The sequence below is a fragment of the Streptomyces sp. NPDC126497 genome (genome assembly GCF_040302425.1).
Classification (GTDB): Bacteria; Actinomycetota; Actinomycetes; order Streptomycetales; family Streptomycetaceae; genus Streptomyces.
Genome location: NZ_JBEORT010000085.1, coordinates 1 through 16,489 on the forward strand (window position 1 = coordinate 1; position 16,489 = coordinate 16,489).

The 16,489-nt window shown below is 73.2% G+C and carries 11 protein-coding genes and 2 pseudogenes; 4 read left to right on the forward strand and 9 right to left on the reverse strand.

Going from position 1 to position 16,489, the window contains the following annotated elements:
* The 4 genes from ABTY20_RS27305 to ABTY20_RS27320 form a co-directional block, all read right to left on the reverse strand.
* Positions 1 to 1,087, reverse strand: a 1,087-nt coding sequence (locus ABTY20_RS27305; protein ID WP_351999704.1) for an FAD-dependent monooxygenase, incomplete at its 3' end; no start/stop codon positions are given.
* Positions 1,077 to 2,282, reverse strand: a complete 1,206-nt coding sequence (locus ABTY20_RS27310) for an MAB_1171c family putative transporter (RefSeq protein ID WP_351999705.1) — start codon at positions 2,280 to 2,282, stop codon at positions 1,077 to 1,079. The genes ABTY20_RS27310 and ABTY20_RS27305, both read right to left, overlap by 11 nt.
* Before the next feature lie 31 nt (positions 2,283 to 2,313).
* Positions 2,314 to 3,492, reverse strand: coding sequence for an MAB_1171c family putative transporter (locus ABTY20_RS27315; RefSeq protein WP_351999706.1), 1,179 nt, complete (start codon positions 3,490 to 3,492; stop codon positions 2,314 to 2,316).
* Positions 3,489 to 3,986, reverse strand: a complete 498-nt coding sequence (locus tag ABTY20_RS27320) for a toxin (protein ID WP_351999707.1) — start codon at positions 3,984 to 3,986, stop codon at positions 3,489 to 3,491. The genes ABTY20_RS27315 and ABTY20_RS27320 overlap by 4 nt, the downstream gene beginning before the upstream one ends.
* Positions 3,987 to 4,322: 336 nt before the next feature.
* Here ABTY20_RS27320 and ABTY20_RS27325 point away from each other — a divergent pair.
* Both ABTY20_RS27325 and arfA read left to right on the forward strand, forming a co-directional pair.
* Positions 4,323 to 4,469: pseudogene (locus tag ABTY20_RS27325) on the forward strand (carbohydrate ABC transporter permease); the annotation flags it as partial.
* A 185-nt stretch (positions 4,470 to 4,654) separates the two neighbouring features.
* A complete protein-coding gene (gene arfA, locus ABTY20_RS27330) occupies positions 4,655 to 6,160 on the forward strand; it encodes an arabinosylfuranosidase ArfA (protein ID WP_351999708.1) in 1,506 nt (501 codons plus the stop codon).
* 17 nt (positions 6,161 to 6,177) lie between these two features.
* Here arfA and ABTY20_RS27335 read toward each other — a convergent pair whose 3' ends face one another.
* From ABTY20_RS27335 to ABTY20_RS27355, 5 genes are all read right to left on the reverse strand, one after another.
* The gene (locus ABTY20_RS27335; RefSeq protein WP_351999709.1) at positions 6,178 to 9,018 is read right to left on the reverse strand and encodes a glycoside hydrolase family 35 protein; all 2,841 of its coding nucleotides are present in this window, start codon (positions 9,016 to 9,018) and stop codon (positions 6,178 to 6,180) included.
* A 238-nt stretch (positions 9,019 to 9,256) separates the two neighbouring features.
* The gene (locus tag ABTY20_RS27340; RefSeq protein ID WP_351999710.1) at positions 9,257 to 10,468 is read right to left on the reverse strand and encodes a PucR family transcriptional regulator; all 1,212 of its coding nucleotides are present in this window, start codon (positions 10,466 to 10,468) and stop codon (positions 9,257 to 9,259) included.
* A gap of 219 nt (positions 10,469 to 10,687) precedes the next feature.
* Complete coding sequence (locus ABTY20_RS27345) at positions 10,688 to 11,629, reverse strand: hypothetical protein (RefSeq protein ID WP_351999711.1); 942 nt, start codon at positions 11,627 to 11,629, stop codon at positions 10,688 to 10,690.
* Positions 11,630 to 11,675: 46 nt separating this feature from the next.
* Positions 11,676 to 13,250: a DUF6801 domain-containing protein gene (locus ABTY20_RS27350; protein ID WP_351999712.1), complete on the reverse strand. Its 1,575-nt coding sequence runs from the start codon at positions 13,248 to 13,250 to the stop codon at positions 11,676 to 11,678.
* Positions 13,251 to 13,371: 121 nt separating this feature from the next.
* Positions 13,372 to 13,998, reverse strand: coding sequence for a hypothetical protein (locus ABTY20_RS27355; protein ID WP_351999713.1), 627 nt, complete (start codon positions 13,996 to 13,998; stop codon positions 13,372 to 13,374).
* A gap of 719 nt (positions 13,999 to 14,717) precedes the next feature.
* Here ABTY20_RS27355 and ABTY20_RS27360 point away from each other — a divergent pair.
* Both ABTY20_RS27360 and ABTY20_RS27365 read left to right on the forward strand, forming a co-directional pair.
* A complete protein-coding gene (locus ABTY20_RS27360; RefSeq protein WP_351999714.1) occupies positions 14,718 to 15,728 on the forward strand; it encodes an ABC transporter ATP-binding protein in 1,011 nt (336 codons plus the stop codon).
* Between the two features lie 5 nt (positions 15,729 to 15,733).
* Positions 15,734 to 16,489: pseudogene (locus ABTY20_RS27365) on the forward strand (MlaE family ABC transporter permease); the annotation flags it as partial.

A 16,489-nucleotide genomic window follows, 5' to 3' on the forward strand; every position in this document is an offset into this window, starting at 1 on the left:
GAGCCGCCGGCCGACCCGGAGGGGTTCCTGCGGTACACGCTCGATCTGCCGGACCCGATCGTGGGCCGGCTGATCTCCGGCGCGCGCCGAACGCGGCCACCGACATGCCGTGCCCGTACGCCGGGTTGAACGTGGCCAGCGCGTCCCCGAGGACCACGAACCCCTCCGGCCACCGCGGCATCCGCTCCAGACGGCGCCGCACGTTGCTCGTCGAGCGGCTCAGCCGCACGTCGGTGAGCGGCTGCGCGCCGGAGATCAGCCGGCCCACGATCGGGTCCGGCAGATCGAGCGTGTACCGCAGGAACCCCTCCGGGTCGGCCGGCGGCTCACCTCCCCGCGAGCCGCCGCAGCTCACCAGCCAGCGGCCCCCCTCGATCGGCATCACCATCGCGCTCCGCGCCGGCCGCGACGCGTACGGGTCGGCGTGCACGATCGTCAGCGGAAACCGTTCCGCCCCGTCCGGCACCCGGTACACGCGCGAGGCGTTGACCAGCCCGCAGTCCACCGCACGCTCCCGCACGCCGGTCAGCCCGAGCCCGCCCAGCCAGCCGACGACCCGCGTCCCGCGTCCGCTCGCGTCGACGACCAGGTCGGCCTCGAGGTCGGTGTCCCCGCCGGGCGCCGCGATCCGCACCCCGCGCACCCGCTCCGCGGAGCCCGTCAGCCCCACCACCGCCGCCCTGCGGATCTCCAGCGGCGCCCGTTCCCGCACCGTCGTGCGCACCACCCAGTCCAGCAGCGCCCGGCTGCACGTCACCATCGACGGGCCCGGGCGCCGCCACCGCCGCAGCCAGCCCTCGGAGGTGAGCGCCAGCACGCCCGAGCCGAGCGGGATCTCGTGCGCCCCGGCGGCGAGCAGCCGCCCGCGCAGCCCCGCGCCCGGCAGCAGCTCCTCCATGGCGTCCATGCCGCCCGCCGCCAGCAGATGCGCGTGCCGCCCCTGCGGCACTCCCCTGCGGTGCTCCGGGCCGTCCGGCAGCTCGTCGCGGTCCAGGACGATCACCTCGTCCGCTCCCGCACGGGACAGCACCGCCGCGGCCAGCAGGCCGGCCGGACCGGCACCGACGACGACAGCTCTACGCGACATGGGGCTCCTCGGGTTCGCTCGCGGTTCCGGTCGGGGAAGGCGGCGCCGCGCCCCCGCGCGCGGCGGGCGGGCGGTGCAGCGCCTGTGCCAGCGCCACCAGCCCGCCGGTGCCGGAGACCTCGGTGGCGTGCAGCCGGTACGTACCGGCGGTCTCGGGCGGTTCCTCGCGGGCGGCGGCCCGGCGCGCGGCGTCGGCGAGCATGGCCGCCTCCGCCGCCAGCCGCGCCTCGTGGGGGGAGCGGCCCGCGCCCAGGGCGGCGTCCCGGGCCCGCTCGCGGACCCGGTGGTCGAAGTACGGCGCCAGGGCGAGCAGCGCGTCGTGGATCGACACCTCACGCCACTGCAGCCGCGCCCGCGGCAGCTGCCACCAGGCGGTCTGCGGCTCGGGCGCGGTCGACGCCGACCTCACCAGCGACCACAGCGGGCCCAGCCGCCGGTAGTCGCCGAGCCCCCGCCACTGCGCGAGGACGGGCGGCAGCAGCCTGGGCAGCGCGAACCCCGCCGAACACAGCAGCGCGGCCAGCGAGGCCATCGGCGGGGCGACCGTGGTGGACAGGAAGTCCAGGTCGTGACCCGACCAGCGGGCCACCACCGCGGTGTACTTGGTCAGCTGGAACCCCACCACGTCCAGCAGCGCCCCCACGAGGATCAGCCGCAGCCCGGTCCGCAGCAGCCCGCCGACCTCGCGTCCCCACTTGACGCAGACGGCGCACATCACCAGCATCGCCGCGCTGTGCCCGGCCAGGTACAGCAGGATCATCTCCCGCATGAACGGGGTGGTGGCGTAGTACGTGTCGAGGTCGGTCAGCCGTTCGGTGTCCGCCTCGGCGAGTGCGAAGAGGACGACGATGGCGGCCACCAGCAGACCGTAGGCGGCCATGCTGCGCAGCACCATGCGCCGCACCCGCTCCCGCGTCCCGCCCCGCCAGTTGATCAGCAGCACCAGCACCGCGCAGCTGTACGCGCAGAGCATCCCGTAGGTCAGCGGGGCCCCGAAGTTGGGGATGCCGGTGAGGGAGTTGACGGTGGCCAGGGTGGCCGGGGCGGCGCACACGAAGACCAGGGCGCCCAGGACGATCGCGGCGCAGGTGGACAGGGTGAGCGGGTCGCGCAGGGCCGCGGTGCGCGGGCGGCGGAACAGCAGCACGGACGTCGTCCCGAACATGAAGGCCGCCAGGTAGACGACGAGGCTCATACCGGCCGGCTCCTCTCGTCCGGGGCCCGGTTCACGGGGTCCCCGCCGTGGTCGTGCCGCTCGGCACCGCGGCGGTCGCCGGTCCCGGGGCCGCGCCGGCCAGCGCGTCGGCGATCCGGGCCAGGACGGCCGGGTCCGGCACCCGGTCCGGGAACCGGCCGGCGCGCGGCGGCGCCGGGCGCCCCGGGTCCGCCTCGTCGCGCACCGCGGCGGTGATCACCGCCGCCCACGCGGCGGCCTCCGCGCGCCCCGTGTCCCCCGTCGCCGCCCGCACGCCGGCGCGGGTCCGGTGGTACAGCTCCGGGTCGAAGTAGGCGTCCAGGTGGCTCAGCGCGTTGTGGACGCTGGTCTGCCGCCACACCAGTCGTGTGGTGGGCCGGGCGAGCCGGGGCCGGGGCAGCCGCAGCGTCCGGCGGGTGAGGAGGTCGTCCAGCACCCGCTCCAGCGGCTCCAGCCGGGCGTACGTCCGCCTCGCCCGCCGCTCCTCGGTGATCCGGGGCGCCGCCAGCGGCACCAGCACCCCGACGACCGTCAGCAGGGCGCCGAGCCCGGCGGCGGTCGGGGAGACGGCGGTGCCGAGCTGCGACCAGTCCCGTCCGGACCAGCGGGCGCCCACCGCGACCAGCTTGGCCACGCTGTACCCGGCCCCGCACAGCGAGCCGGTCCCGAGCAGCGTCAGCCCCGCCCGCAGCCCGCCCCGCACCCGGCGCGCCCAGCGCAGCGACGACACGGTGGTGACGGTCGCCGCGGTGAGGTGCGCGACCAGGTACAGCACGATCATCTGGGCGATGAACGGCGTCGTCGCGTAGTAGGTGTCCAGGTCGGTGCGGCGCTCCACGGGCGCCTCGCCGAGCGTGAACGCCACCGCGATGCCGCACACGACCGCGGCGTAGGCGAGCAGCCAGCGGCGGACGGTGCGACGCACCCGGGGCCCGCCGCGCCAGTGCACGACGAGGACCTGGGACGCGGCGCAGTACCCGGTGATGGCCACGTAGGTGACCGGCGCCGCGAGGTTCGGCACGCCGCCGATCCGGTTGACGGCGCCGACCGTGGGCGGCGCCCCCAGGAAGAAGCACAGCCCCGCGAGGCCCAGCACCGCGCAGAGGGCCCGCAGGTACGGATCGTGCCGGTGCCGCAGCAGATCGGGGGCCTTCACCAGCAGGCCGAGCCACAGCACCCCGCAGCTGACGTAGTTGATCAGGCCGCTCACCCTCTGGTCCCGCGGTAGTTGAGCGCGGCCCCGATGCGTCCGGCGAGGTCCTGCGGGCTGCCGGGGGCGCCGCCCTCCGCGGCGTACACCGAGTCGGTGGAGGCCTCCAGCCAGGTGCGCAGCCGGCGGCCCATCAGCATGCCGAAGCGGTCGGCCTCCTGTTCCTCCGCCAGGCTGAAGTCGGTGCGCGCGGCGGCCGGTCCGGGCCGTCCGCCGGCCTCCGCCCGCCGGCGGCTCATGTGCCACACCTCGTGGCAGAGGATCACGATCTGGTGCCAGACGGCGGCCCGCTCGTCGACCACCACGTCGTCGTGGCCCTCGCGCTCCAGCCACAGCCCGCTGGCCGTGTGCGGGGGGAACGCCGCCCGGTGGACGACCACGTCGCGCCCCCGCCACGCGCTGACGGAGGCGACCAGCGCCTCGAACAGGACCTCGGGGTCCGCCGGGACCGCCACCCGGATGGGGTCGATGAGGGCGTCAGCGAGACGACGCATCTCCTTTCCTGTACGCACCGCTGTCCCCCTGTTCCCCTGGGTGTGGTCCGGTCACCCGTGCAATATGCCAAGACCGGTGCCGTCCCGGCCAGTTCCGCGGGTGACGCGGCCGCCCGGCGGCCGCCGCGGCGTCCCCGGGCGCCGCGGCCGGAGGGGACGCGGGAAGTCCCGCCGCGCGTTCTTGTCCGAAGCATTGACGCGCCGGGCCGTCCCACTTACGGTCCGTTCGAAGTTACGGGCATTATCCGGTATGTCGAACATTCCGGGAGGGGGTGGGGCAGGGCACGGGACGACCTGGCCCGGACCGCGGGCACCCTCTCGCCACGCCGGGCGGGGGCGACCGTCATGAACTCCCACGGCGTCCGGTGGGCCCAGCTCATGGCCGGCGGCCTCATGACGGGCCTGCCGCTGATCGCCGTCCTCGTCTTCTTCCAGCGCCGGATCGTGGCGGGCGTCGCCCGCACCGGTCCGGTCGGCCAGTGACCCCGTGGGCACGGGCGGTCGGCCGGTCTTCCGCGACCGGGGCGAGGACTGGTTGGCTTGTCACCGTCACGACGCCGAGGACGAGGACACCCCCGGGCCGGGGCCGGACGCCTTGAGCCGGAAGCCGGAGGAAGGACGGCCGCCCCCCACGGACCCGCCCTCGACAACGCACCGAGAGGAAAACCTTGCGCACCGCCCGTTTCACCCTGGACCCCGCCTTCACCGTAGGCGAAGTGAACCCCCGCATCTTCGGTTCGTTCGTAGAGCACCTCGGCCGCTGCGTGTACACCGGCATCTTCGAACCCGGCCACCCCACCGCGGACGCGGAAGGCATCCGCGGGGACGTCCTGGACCTCGTCCGGGAGCTCGGCGTCACCGCCGTCCGCTACCCCGGCGGCAACTTCGTCTCGGGCTACAAGTGGGAGGACTCCGTGGGTCCGGTGGAGGACCGTCCCCGCCGCCTCGACCTCGCCTGGCGCTCCACCGAGACCAACCGCTTCGGCCTCTCCGAGTACATCGCCTTCCTGAGGAAGATCGGCCCCCAGGCCGAGCCCATGATGGCGGTCAACCTCGGCACCCGGGGCGTCGCCGAGGCCCTGGAGCTCCAGGAGTACGCCAACCACCCCTCCGGCACCGCCCTGTCGGACCTGCGCGTCGAGCACGGCGACAAGGACCCGTTCGGCATCCGCATGTGGTGCCTGGGCAACGAGATGGACGGCCCCTGGCAGACCGGCCACAAGACCGCCGAGGAGTACGGCCGGATCGCCGCCGAGACGGCCCGCGCCATGCGCCAGATCGACCCCGGTGTCGAGCTCGTCGCCTGCGGCTCCTCCGGGCAGTCCATGGAGACCTTCGCCGCGTGGGAGGCGACGGTCCTCAAGGAGACCTACGACCTGGTCGACCACATCTCCCTGCACGCCTACTACGAGCCGCTCGACGGCGACGTCGACTCCTTCCTCGCCTCCGCCGTCGACATGGAGTCCTTCATCGAGAACGTGGTCGCCACCTGCGACCACGTCGGCGCCCTCCTCAAGTCCAAGAAGAAGATCAACCTCTCCTTCGACGAGTGGAACGTCTGGTACCTGTCCCGGACCGAGGCCCAGGTCGGCGCCCTGGACTGGCCCGAGGCGCCGCGTCTGCTCGAGGACAACTACAGCGTCACCGACGCCGTCGTCCTCGGCTCGCTGCTCATCGCGCTGCTCCGGCACGCGGACCGCGTCACCGTCGCCTGCCTCGCCCAGCTCGTCAACGTGATCGCCCCGATCATGACCGAGCCCGGCGGCCCGGCCTGGCGGCAGACGACGTTCTTCCCGTTCGCCCAGGCCTCGAAGTACGGCCGCGGCGAGGTGCTCGACGTCCGGGTGGACTCACCGACGTACGAGACGAGGAAGTACGGCGAGGCCGACCTGCTGCACGCCACCGCGGTGCGCGCCGCGGACGGCACGGTCACCGTCTTCGCCGTCAACCGCAGCCGCACCGGGTCCCTGCCGCTGGAGGTGGCCCTGGGCGGCCTGGACCTCACCTCGGTCGTCGAGCACAGCGCCCTCGCGGACGCCGACCCCGACGCCCGCAACACCCTCGCCGAGCCCGAGCGGGTCACCCCGCACCCGGTCGACGGCACCACCCTGGACGGCGGCCGGCTCTGCGCCGTACTGGAGCCGCTGTCCTGGAACGTGATCCGGCTGGCGTGAGCCGCCCGGCGGTGGGCTCACCTCCCCGGTGAGTCCACCGCCTCCACCGGGATCCCGCCCTGCGCCGCGCCCAGCAGCGTCAGCCGTACGTCACGGGGCCCCGACGGCGTGGTCCCGTCGGACAGCACCGCCAGGGCCAGCGTGTTGGCCCCCCGGGTGCGCAGGATCCCGTTCGGCAGGACGAAGGTGTGCTGCGGACCCACGTCGTTGATGTACTGGCCCATGTTCCAGCCGTTGAGGAAGATCTGGACCCGGTAGGCGCGCTCCGGGTCGTCGTCGAGCGTGAGCCCGACCGAGGCGTCCACGTCCGCGTCGACGTCGAGCCGGAACCCCGTCCGGTACCAGGTCACCCCCTGCCGCCGCTCCTCCCGCGGGAACTCCACGGCCGGCCACTCCCGGTCGTCGAACCCGGGCAGGTGCCAGCCCTCCCGCTCCCCGTACAGCCCGCCGTTGTTCAGCGGCCCGCGCACCCGGTCCGGCGCCGCGGCGCCCTGGATCCGCCACTCCACGTCCCGGGACGCACCCCCGAACCCGGCCGACACGAGCCCGCGCGCGGCCTTGTGGGTGCCCTCCGCCCGCTCGTCCCCGTCGTGCTGCATCGGTCGTACGAGTACGGACAGCACGTGCGGGCCGCGCTCGCGCCACTTCTTCGGCACGTCGAAGGAGGCCGTCGCCGTCCACGTGCCCCGCCCCGCCGTCTCCTCGTCCGGCACCGGCATGCGGTGCGTGCCCAGCGGACGGCCGTCCAGCCACGCCATCAGCAGCCCCTGCGTGCCGGTGCTGTAGGACAGCGACACGGACGTGACGCCGCGCGTGTTCTCGAACCGCCCCCGGTACCAGACGTCGCCGTGGTGGAAGCCGTAGTCGTCCGCGAAGAGGACGGGACCGCCCTCGGGCACGGGGGTCGTGCCGTGCGACGAGGTGCGGTCGGCCACCGTCCACGCCGAGTCGTCGAAGCCGGCCCCGGACTCCGGGTTCTCCGCCCGCCGGCGCCAGCCCTCCAGCGCGGGCAGCCGCACCTCGGGCACGCCCGGCATCAGCCCTTCCATCAGCAGGCTCCCGGTCCGGCTGACCTGGGTGCGCACCGGCCGCCCGTTCCAGGTCACGGAGGTGATCCCGCGCGGCGCCCACACCTCCAGACCGGTCTCGCCGACGAGGTCGCCGACCAGGTGGGCGGTGGAGCCGCGCAGGGTGACCGAGCGCAGCAGCGCCGGGCCGTAGACCAGCATCGAACCGGACGGGGTCTCGTAGGGCCACAGGCGCAGCGCCGTCGCGTCGTCGGCGAACAGCAGCACCATGGGCGTCTCGGAGTCCCCGCCCTCGACGAGGACCCGGCTCAGCCCGCCCACCCCGAGCGGCACCACCACGTTCAGCCTGCCCCGGTCGTAGGACCAGGCGGGCTCCTCGTCCAGCCGGCTGGTGAGCGGCTGGGTGTCGCAGTCCAGGGCGATCTGCGCCGTCTCGCCGCCGCGGCCCGCGAACAGGGTGATGTCCTGCCGTCCGACGGTCATGTTCAGCACGGGCTGCGCGGTGCAGAACGCCAGTTTCCGGCGGCCCAGGTCCAGCCTGCCGGTGAGCAGCTTGGCGTCGTGGGCGCCGACGGTGACCGGCACGTCGATGCCGGAACCCGGCAGCAGCGTGCTGACCGGCTCCCCGGAGTCGTTGCGCAGGACGTACACCTGGGCGCCGGTGTCGGGGTTGGTCAGGTGGCGCACCTCCAGCCGGTCGTCCTCGGCCCGCACCTCCTCGGCCGGGTCCAGCCGGGCCAGGTCGGGCACGGTCCGCAGCAGATGGCCGAGCTGCTGGAGCGCGGCCAGCTTCGGCGTCGGCCGGCGGCCCTCGTCGATCGCCGCCCCGTGGTCGTACGAGGTGTAGACGCCCGGCGAGGGCAGCCAGCCCCACGAGGTCCCGCCGAACGCCATGCGGACGGTGTGCGCCGTGGCGCCGTCGGCGAGACCGGCGAGGTGCTCGCGCCGCTCGCGGGCCGCGTCGTGGGTCCGCCGGATCTCCGCGTACCCCTTGCCGCCGGAGACGGCCCCGCCCCAGGGGTCGGCCGCCCCGCCGGACGTCCCGGTGAGCACCCCGGGCGCCCGCCGCCGGGTCCCGCGGTCGCCGAAGCGCCCGTCCCCGTGGAACAGCGGGACGTCGATGCGGTCGGCGCGCGCCCTGTCGTACAGGCGGGTCAGGTAGGCGCGCCCGGCCGGATCGTCGAGGGAGACCCCGGGCCCGTCCTCGAACCGGTAGAGCAGCACGGTGCCGCCGCCCGCCGTGAACAGGTGCCGGACGGCGATGCGGTTGACGGCGCTCAGCCACTCGTCGACGTGCCGCAGGTACTCCGGGTCGGCGGTGCGGGCCCGGCCCCCGACGGCCGTCAGCCAGCCGGGGAGGCCGCCGGCGTCGAGGTCGGCGGATCCGAGGTGGGGGCCGGGGCACAGGACGACGTACAGCCGCTCCTCGGCGGCCATGGTCAGGAAGAGGTCCAGGTCCCGCACGCCGGTGAAGTCGTACGTGCCGGGGGCGGGGGAGTGGTGGTTCCACGGCACGGGGACGCTCACCGCGTTGTACCCGTGGGCGCGCAGCTTCTGCAGGACGTCCCGCCACAGGGAGGGGCTGGGCAGCCGGAAGGGGTGCATCTCGCCGGCCCACAGCACCAGGCGCCGGCCGTCCACCAGCAGCGAGTACCGGTCGTGGCCGATCCGGTGCCGTTCGCCGTCCGCGCTCGGGGGAGGGGGCGGCGGGCCCGTCGGCACGTCGTGCGGCTCGTGCGTGCCGGTCGCCGCCCCGCCGCTGCCGGCCAGCGCGAGACCGAGCGCCGCCGTGCCGGCCAGGGCGGTGAAGGTACGCCTGCTGAGCTCCAAGGGAGCGCCTCCTGTTGTGCTGCCGCGCGGGGTGCCGGTGGGCCATTGTCCACGAACCGGCACTCCCGCGTTCACACGAGGGTTCCGGTACGCCCGGTTCCTCCCGTTCCGGTGGGGGGAGTACAGGGCCGGGGTTCACCCCGTCCACCGTGACGTACGGCGACCACCTCGCCCGGACCGGCGGGAACTCCGGCCCCGCGGCTCCCGTGGGAAACGCCGGCGCGGCCCGCGGGGGGAATCACTCCCCGGCGTCGTGGCCGCGCAGGTGGAGCGAGCGCAGGGCCACCTCGAGGGCGAAGCGGTGGTCGGGGTCGGTGAGCCGGTCGCCCAGGTGGGTGTCCAGGTTCCGCAGGCGGTAGCGGACGGTCTGGGCGTGCACGCCCAGCATCTCGCCGACCTGCTCGGCGGGCGCCCGGGTGGAGACGTGGACCCGGAGGGTCTCGACGAGCCGGTCGCGCCGGCTGGGGGGCAGCCCGCGGAGCGGGGCCAGCTCGCGGGCCGCGAGGTGGTCGATGAGGGCGGGGTCGGACAGCAGCCACAACGTGATCAGGTGGTCCTCGCAGCGGACCAGCGGGGCGTCGGGCACCACGCCGTCGTCGACGAACTGGAGCACGCGGCGCGCCCAGCGGACGGAGTCGGCGGCCTGCGCGAGCGGTACGGTCAGGCCCACCACGGCGCGGGTGCCGGACAGGGCCGCGCCGAGCATCGAGAGGCGCTGCGGGGTGAGCTCCCCGGGGACGAGCAGGTGCGGCTGCGGGATGTCGAGGTCGGCGAGGACGTCGCCGTCGAGAGCCGCCTGGATGTGGTCCGGCACCGGGGGGCGGAGGGCGACGAGGGTGCAGGTGCGGGGGAGCTCCCAGGCGGCGGCCTCGCACAGTTCGGAGACGGTGGTCTGGGGCAGCGGCGACGAGGCCAGGATCAGGTGAAGTAACCGTCTTCGCAGCGCGGACACCTCGGACGCGGCCCGCTCCCGCACCTCCGCGTACCCCTCGCGGGTGACCGTCTCCAGTTCCTCGACGTACGCGAAGAGGGCGTCCGCGAAGGCGAGGATGAGGGCGGGGGAGAGGTTGTGCTGCCTGCCCACCGACTTGGCCCGGCGCAGCGCGATGCGGGCGCCGAGCCGGTAGGCGCCCTGCAGGGTCTCCAGGTCGCGGCCCTCGTAGGCCTCCACCCGGCCGAACCTGCGCAGCAGTTCGTCCCGCAGTTCCGAGCCCTTGCCGGGGTCGGCCACCCGGTCCACGAAGGCGACCAGGGCCTGTTCCACGCCCTGGCGGATCGCGTCCCCGTCGGGGCCGTTGAGCAGGCGGCCGTACACCGGGTAGGCGCGGGTGACCTCGGTCCGTATCTCGTTCAGGAGCCCCGGCAGTTCCGGCCGTATGAAGGCCGCGAACTTCCTGGGTAAGGGCTCGAGCGGTTCACCGACCTCCGGGGACCGTGTGATCGAGGGCATCAGCCATCCCTTGCTCTCCGACGTGTCCGGCGGGACGGCCGGGCGGGCGTCGTCCGGCCGGGTGGCGGACGACGCCCGGACCGGTCCACCAGGTCGTGCCGGCCTGAAAAGCTGAAGCTAAATCAACTTCTTTTTGTTGTACACGGGTTGAACGGAATTGCTCCACCGTCGCCCGGCCCGGCCGTCGGGTAACGGCCGGGAACCGCTGTCGGGTGGCCGTTACCCGACGGCGGAGTGCCAGTTCTCCGCGAGCACCTTGCCGGCGTCGGGGGCGACGGTGCCGGGCGCGTTGAGGCCGGTGAGGTGGGTCTGCGTGTCGTTGAGGGTGAGGCTGTTGTTCCCGGCGGCGGAGGGCAGCCCGGACTTCGCGTTGACCGCGGCGTTGATCAGGCCGACGTTCAGGCCGCAGCCGGTGGCGGCGGGAACCGCGAAGGTGCTGTCGTTCTGGGTGGCGCCGGTGAGGTTGATCCGGCTCATCTCGCCGGATTCGTCGACGGTGCCGTCGCCCTGGAAGAAGCTCATCCCGAACTCGGGGTAGTTGCGGTTCTCCGGGCGCAGCAGGATCGGGTTGGCGGCCGTCCCGATGTAGCACTTGCTGCCCAGGAGCGGGTTCTCCAGGTGGACGCGGACCGGCAGGGCGACGATGGGCATGTCGGTGAGGACACCCGCGGTCTGGTCGAAGGCGTAGGGCGCGCCGACGGACTCCATGGTGGCGGTGATCTTGTTGAGGGAGGAGTTCTCGAGCGTCCCGCAGATGGACGTGATCACCGGGATGTTGCTCGGACACATCAGGCCGAGCAGGCCCCCGGGCACGGTGGCGGAGTCGGCGACGAGCGCGCCGGAGGGCGGGGCGACGACGGTGCTGGTGCCGTCCGCGTTCTGCACGACGCCGAGCTGGAGGTTGGTCCTGCCCGTGGTCACGGTGGTCTTGCCCAGCTTGATGGAGCCGCTGGCGGAGGTGGAGACCACGCACTGCGGGGTCCTGTCGAAGCCGTCGGCGGCCAGCATCGCCGGCGCGTCCACGGGACAGCGGGTGAAGGGGGCCCACTCGCCGTTCAGCGTGGGGGCGGCGGCGGTCGCGGTGCCCAGGGAGGCGAGGGCGCCGAGCGCGGTCAGCGCGGAGACGGTCGCGATTCCGGTACGGGTGGAGAGCTGGGACACGGTGGTGGCCTTCCGTCGTGGTGGGAGGGGAACGGGAGGGAGCGGCTCAGCGCTCGGGGACGGGGATCACGTGGGGCTGCAGGTCGCTGGTGCACTGGGCGGCGGCGTTCTCGTCGCCGAACACCGGAGCGCTCGGCGTGCACGTCTGCCCCTGTATCTGCTTGATGTAGTTGCCGGGACCGGAGACGGAGGCGGTGAGGAGGCGGTCGAGGTTCTCGCCGCCGCTGCTGCCGCAGCCGGTGAAGGCGGGGATGGTCGCCTCGCCGGTCAGCGGGCCGCCCGAGAGGAGCATGTAGCCGGTGGCGTCCTCGGCGTACTTCTGCTCGCCCTTGCCGTACATGACCAGGTGGTCGCCGGGGTGGTTCGCGGGGTCCGGCTCGGCGGAGCGGAGCGGCTTCTCCGTCCGGCAGCCGGAACCGACGTCCAGGGGGGTGCCGTTGACCTCGAGGTCGAGCACCCGGAGCCGCAGCGGGATCCGGACGAAGGTCTCCGCCTCGATGTCCGCGCCGATGTAGACGGTGTCGAAGCGGACGGTCATCGGACCGGTCTGCTCCAGCACCATGGTGGCCGTCGTCGGGACGAACCCGAAACTGAGGAAGGTGCTCCGGAAGGGGGGCGTCCGCATGCGCCCCTCGTGGTGCAGCTCGCCCTCGGCCTTGATCGTCACGACGAAGTTGCCCTGCTCGTCCGGTTCGGCGAGCATCTCCTTCGTCTCGAGCAGCACGCAGGACACCGGCAGGAGCGAAGCGCCCTTCAGCTTCTTCACGTTGCTGTAGCCGGTGATGTACGCGTTCATCGACAGGGGCTCGAACGGGTTCTCCTCGTCGTAGGCGCAGGGCGGCGCGTCACGGTCCGCCGCGGAGCCGGGCGGGTTCGCCGCCACCTCCGGCGCCCGGTCCCCCCGTCCGTCCCGGGGTGTGGTCCCGGAGGACGGGTCCGGTGCCCCCGAGGGGGCGCCGGACGCGGACGGCGAGCCGCTCGGCCCCGCCGCGTCCGTGCCGACCGGCACGGTGGCCAGCAGCCCGCCCTCCGGCGCGTCCCCGGCGGGGGAGCACGCGACGGTCAGCGACCCGGGATCGGTGGCGGCCCCGTCCGCCGCGCCGAGCGCGAGGTCGACGGCGAGGTTCCCGGCGGAGAACCTCAGGTCGCCGTCGCCCCGTCCGGTCACCGTCGGGACGTCGCCCGTCGCGGTCGGCGTCAGCGGTCCGGAGTCCGGAAGGGCGACCGGCTGCGCGGTGCCGTGCCAGGTCGCCTCGGCCGTGGCCTCGCCCTGGGCGACACCGACGGTGAGACGGGTGGCGGCCCGCGCGGTGACCGCCCCGAGCGCGGTGAGGTCCGCGACCGCCTCGGCCGGGAGCTCCACGGCGGTGGTGACACCGGTGGGCGAGAACGCCTCGCCCCGCTCCACCCGGTCCGGGAACGTCGCCGAGATCCGCGCCGTCGCGGCCCGCTTCCCCGAGGGGAGGTCGCAGACGTAGGGCAGTTCGAGGTCGACCTCCTGGGTGCCCAGGGCGGAGGCCGCGGCCGGGACCAAGGCGGCCAGCACGACGAACGCGGCGACCGCCGCGCCCCTGGTGCGGGCGCGCGACGGCCGCGGCGCGGCGGTACGGTTGCCTCTCAATGCTGCTCCGCTCGAGTCGTCCGTGATCGGGACCGCCGTCCGGCGCCGGGGGATCCGGCGCGGGTGGTCCGCGAACGCCCGGCCGGGTGTGCCGGCCGGGCGTTCACGGGCGGGTGGCGCCTTACGGGTTGGTGCCGACGATCTTCGGGATGGCGCCGTTCGACGCCTTGATGACGTAGTTGCCCTTGAAGAGGGGCTTGGTGGCGGTCGTGATGATGGTGCCGCAGTTGACCGGGTTGCTGACGGTCAGTTCGCCGGCGACGCTGTTGACGGCCAGGACGCCGGTGGAGTTGGTGTAGGTGGCCGAGGCCTTGCCCTTCACCGTGAACTTGCAGACTCCGGCGGTCACATTGGCCGTGACGTTGCCGACGTAGCCCTTGGTGACGCCGGTCGAGGCGGTGTAGTCCTGCGCGACGACGGTCCAGGGGGTGACCGCCACGGTGGTGACGTTGCCCAGGACGCTGGTGCACGGCGTCGCGGAGGTGCCGAAGTTGATGGCGCCGATGGTGGCGACCTGGGCCGGGTTGCCCGTGGCGCTCGCCATGCTGCCCGAGGCGCCCGAGGTCGTGCACGTCATCGGGATGGTGGCGGTCAGCACGATGTTGCCGCTGTTCGTCGCCGTGTAGCTGCCCGTGGGGGTGACGGTCCACACCGTGGACGGCACCGCCGAGGCGGGGGAGAGGGTGAGGCCGAAGGCGGCCGTGGCCGCACCCGCCACGACAGCGGTCCTTCTGAGGGTTTTGTTCATGGCTCGGGGAGTCTCCTTGTGGATTGACCGGCAGAGATGGGCCGTGACCGAGGTGATCGATGGGGCGGCCGTACGACCCGCGGCTCGATGGTCCCTGTCCGCGAGCAACGACGTTACTTGCGGGAAACTTAGCCGAACAATGGCGCCGTTCATGATTCTTTGAAAAGGGCAATCATCTGTTCCCGGGGTGAGTGGATGGCGTGGCCGCTTAGTCATCCGATGTCAATGCGGATGTTTCCGCCCGGGGGTGGGGGAGCTTCCCGTCCGCGTGCCGCAATGGGCCGGATTGCTCGCGCGGTGACAAATCCGCGACCGCTTTTTGTCTGCCCCCTGACAGGTTCCGGATGGCCGAACCGGATCTCCCGGAAAACTTGGATCCCGGTATTGCCCGCCGAGGTTACTCGACCGTAACGTGCCGGTGTGGTGCTCGGTTCCAGGTCGGTGGCCCCCGTCGGCCGGAATCATGGCGGATGCTTTCCGGCCGCGTCCTTCCCGCGGATCGGACGTCCGTGGGCAGGGTCCCGCGGGTCCACGCCCCCCGGAGCCGCGGGACCCCGTCTGTCTCCACGGAGACAAGTGCGGGGCCGGCGTGTTGTCTGCGCGGTGACAAAGTCCGGAGGGGCGGCGGGCGACCGACGCCGCACCCGTTGTCAGCTCGTTCCGCACCGACTTAACGTGCGCCCGCGGCGCGCGTCCGACATCCGTCCGCTGGAGGTGACATGGGAATCGAAGTGGTGGTCGAGGGCTTGACCAAGTCCTTCGGTGAGCAGAGCATCTGGCGGGACGTGACACTCACCCTCCCCGCCGGAGAGGTGAGCGTGATGCTGGGTCCGTCCGGCACCGGGAAGACCGTTTTCCTGAAGTCGCTCATAGGACTGATCAAACCCGAGGAGGGCCGTGTCCTCATCAATGGGGTGGACATGGTGAACAGTCCTGAAAGGGATATATACGAGACCCGGAAACTGTTCGGGCTCATGTTCCAGGACGGAGCCCTCTTCGGATCCCTGTCCCTCTTCGACAACATCGCCTTTCCGCTGCGCGAGCACACCCGCAAGAAGGAGTCCGAGATCCGCCGCATCGTCATGGAGCGGATCGAGGTCGTCGGATTGCTGGGCGCGGAGGGCAAGCTCCCGGGGGAGATCAGCGGCGGCATGCGCAAACGGGCCGGCCTGGCCCGCGCGCTCGTGCTGGACCCGCAGATCATCCTGTGCGACGAACCGGACTCGGGGCTCGACCCGGTCCGCACCGCCTACCTCTCCCAGCTGCTGATCGACCTGAACGCGCAGATCGACGCGACGATGCTGATCGTCACCCACAACCTCGACATCGCCGCCACCGTGCCCGACAACATGGGGATGCTCTTCCGGCGCGAACTCGTCACCTTCGGCCCGCGCGAGGTGCTGCTCACCAGCGAGGAGCCGGTCGTGGCCCAGTTCCTGGACGGCCGGCGCGAGGGTCCCATCGGGATGTCCGAGGAGAAGGACGCGGCCACCCTCGCCGCCGAGGCGGACGCGGCGGTCGCCACCGCGGCCCCGCCCCGCAGGATCGTCCCGCAGCTGGAGCCGTCGCCCGGCCTCCCGCCGCGCCGGGCCGTCGCCCGACGACGCGAGCGCGTCATGGGCATGATCGACCAGTTGCCGCCCGCCGCGCGCTCCGCCATCCGCGGCACCTACGCGGAGAACGCCGGGGCGCCCACGCTGCCGATGCCCGCCGCCGGGAGCGGCGCATGATCACCGGAGCGCTCCGGCAGACCGGCCGGCTCTTCGCGCTCGCCGCGGAAGTGAGCCGCGCCGTCTTCCGAAGACCCTTCCAGTTCCGCGAGTTCGTCGAGCAGTTCTGGTTCGTCGCGGGCGTCACCATCCTGCCCGCCGCCCTCGTCTCGATCCCCTTCGGCGCCGTCATCGCGCTCCAGGTCGGCTCCCTGACCCAGCAACTGGGCGCCCAGTCCTTCACCGGAGGCGCCAGCGTCCTCGCCGTCGTCCAGCAGGCGAGCCCGCTCATCGTGGCCCTGCTGATCGCCGGCGCCGGCGGCTCGGCCATCTGCGCCGACCTCGGCTCCCGCAAGATCCGCGAGGAACTCGACGCCATGGAGGTCATGGGCGTCTCGCCCGTGCAACGCCTGGTCGTGCCCCGGGTGCTGGCCACCATGGGCGTGGCGGTCCTGCTCAACGGACTGGTCTCCGTCGTGGGCACCCTCGGCGGCTACTTCTTCAACGTCATCCTGCAGGACGGCACCCCCGGCGCCTACCTGTCCAGCTTCTCCGCCCTCGCCCAGCCCGCCGACCTCTACGTCAGCGAACTCAAGGCGCTGGTCTTCGGGTTCATCGCGGGCATCGTCGCCGCCTATCGGGGCCTCAATCCGCGCGGCGGCCCCAAGGGCGTCGGCGACGCCGTCAACCAGTCCGTCGTCATCACCTTCCTCCTGCTCTTCTTCGTGAACATGGTGATGACGGCCGTCTACCTCCAGATCGTCCCGCCGAAGGGAGGCTGA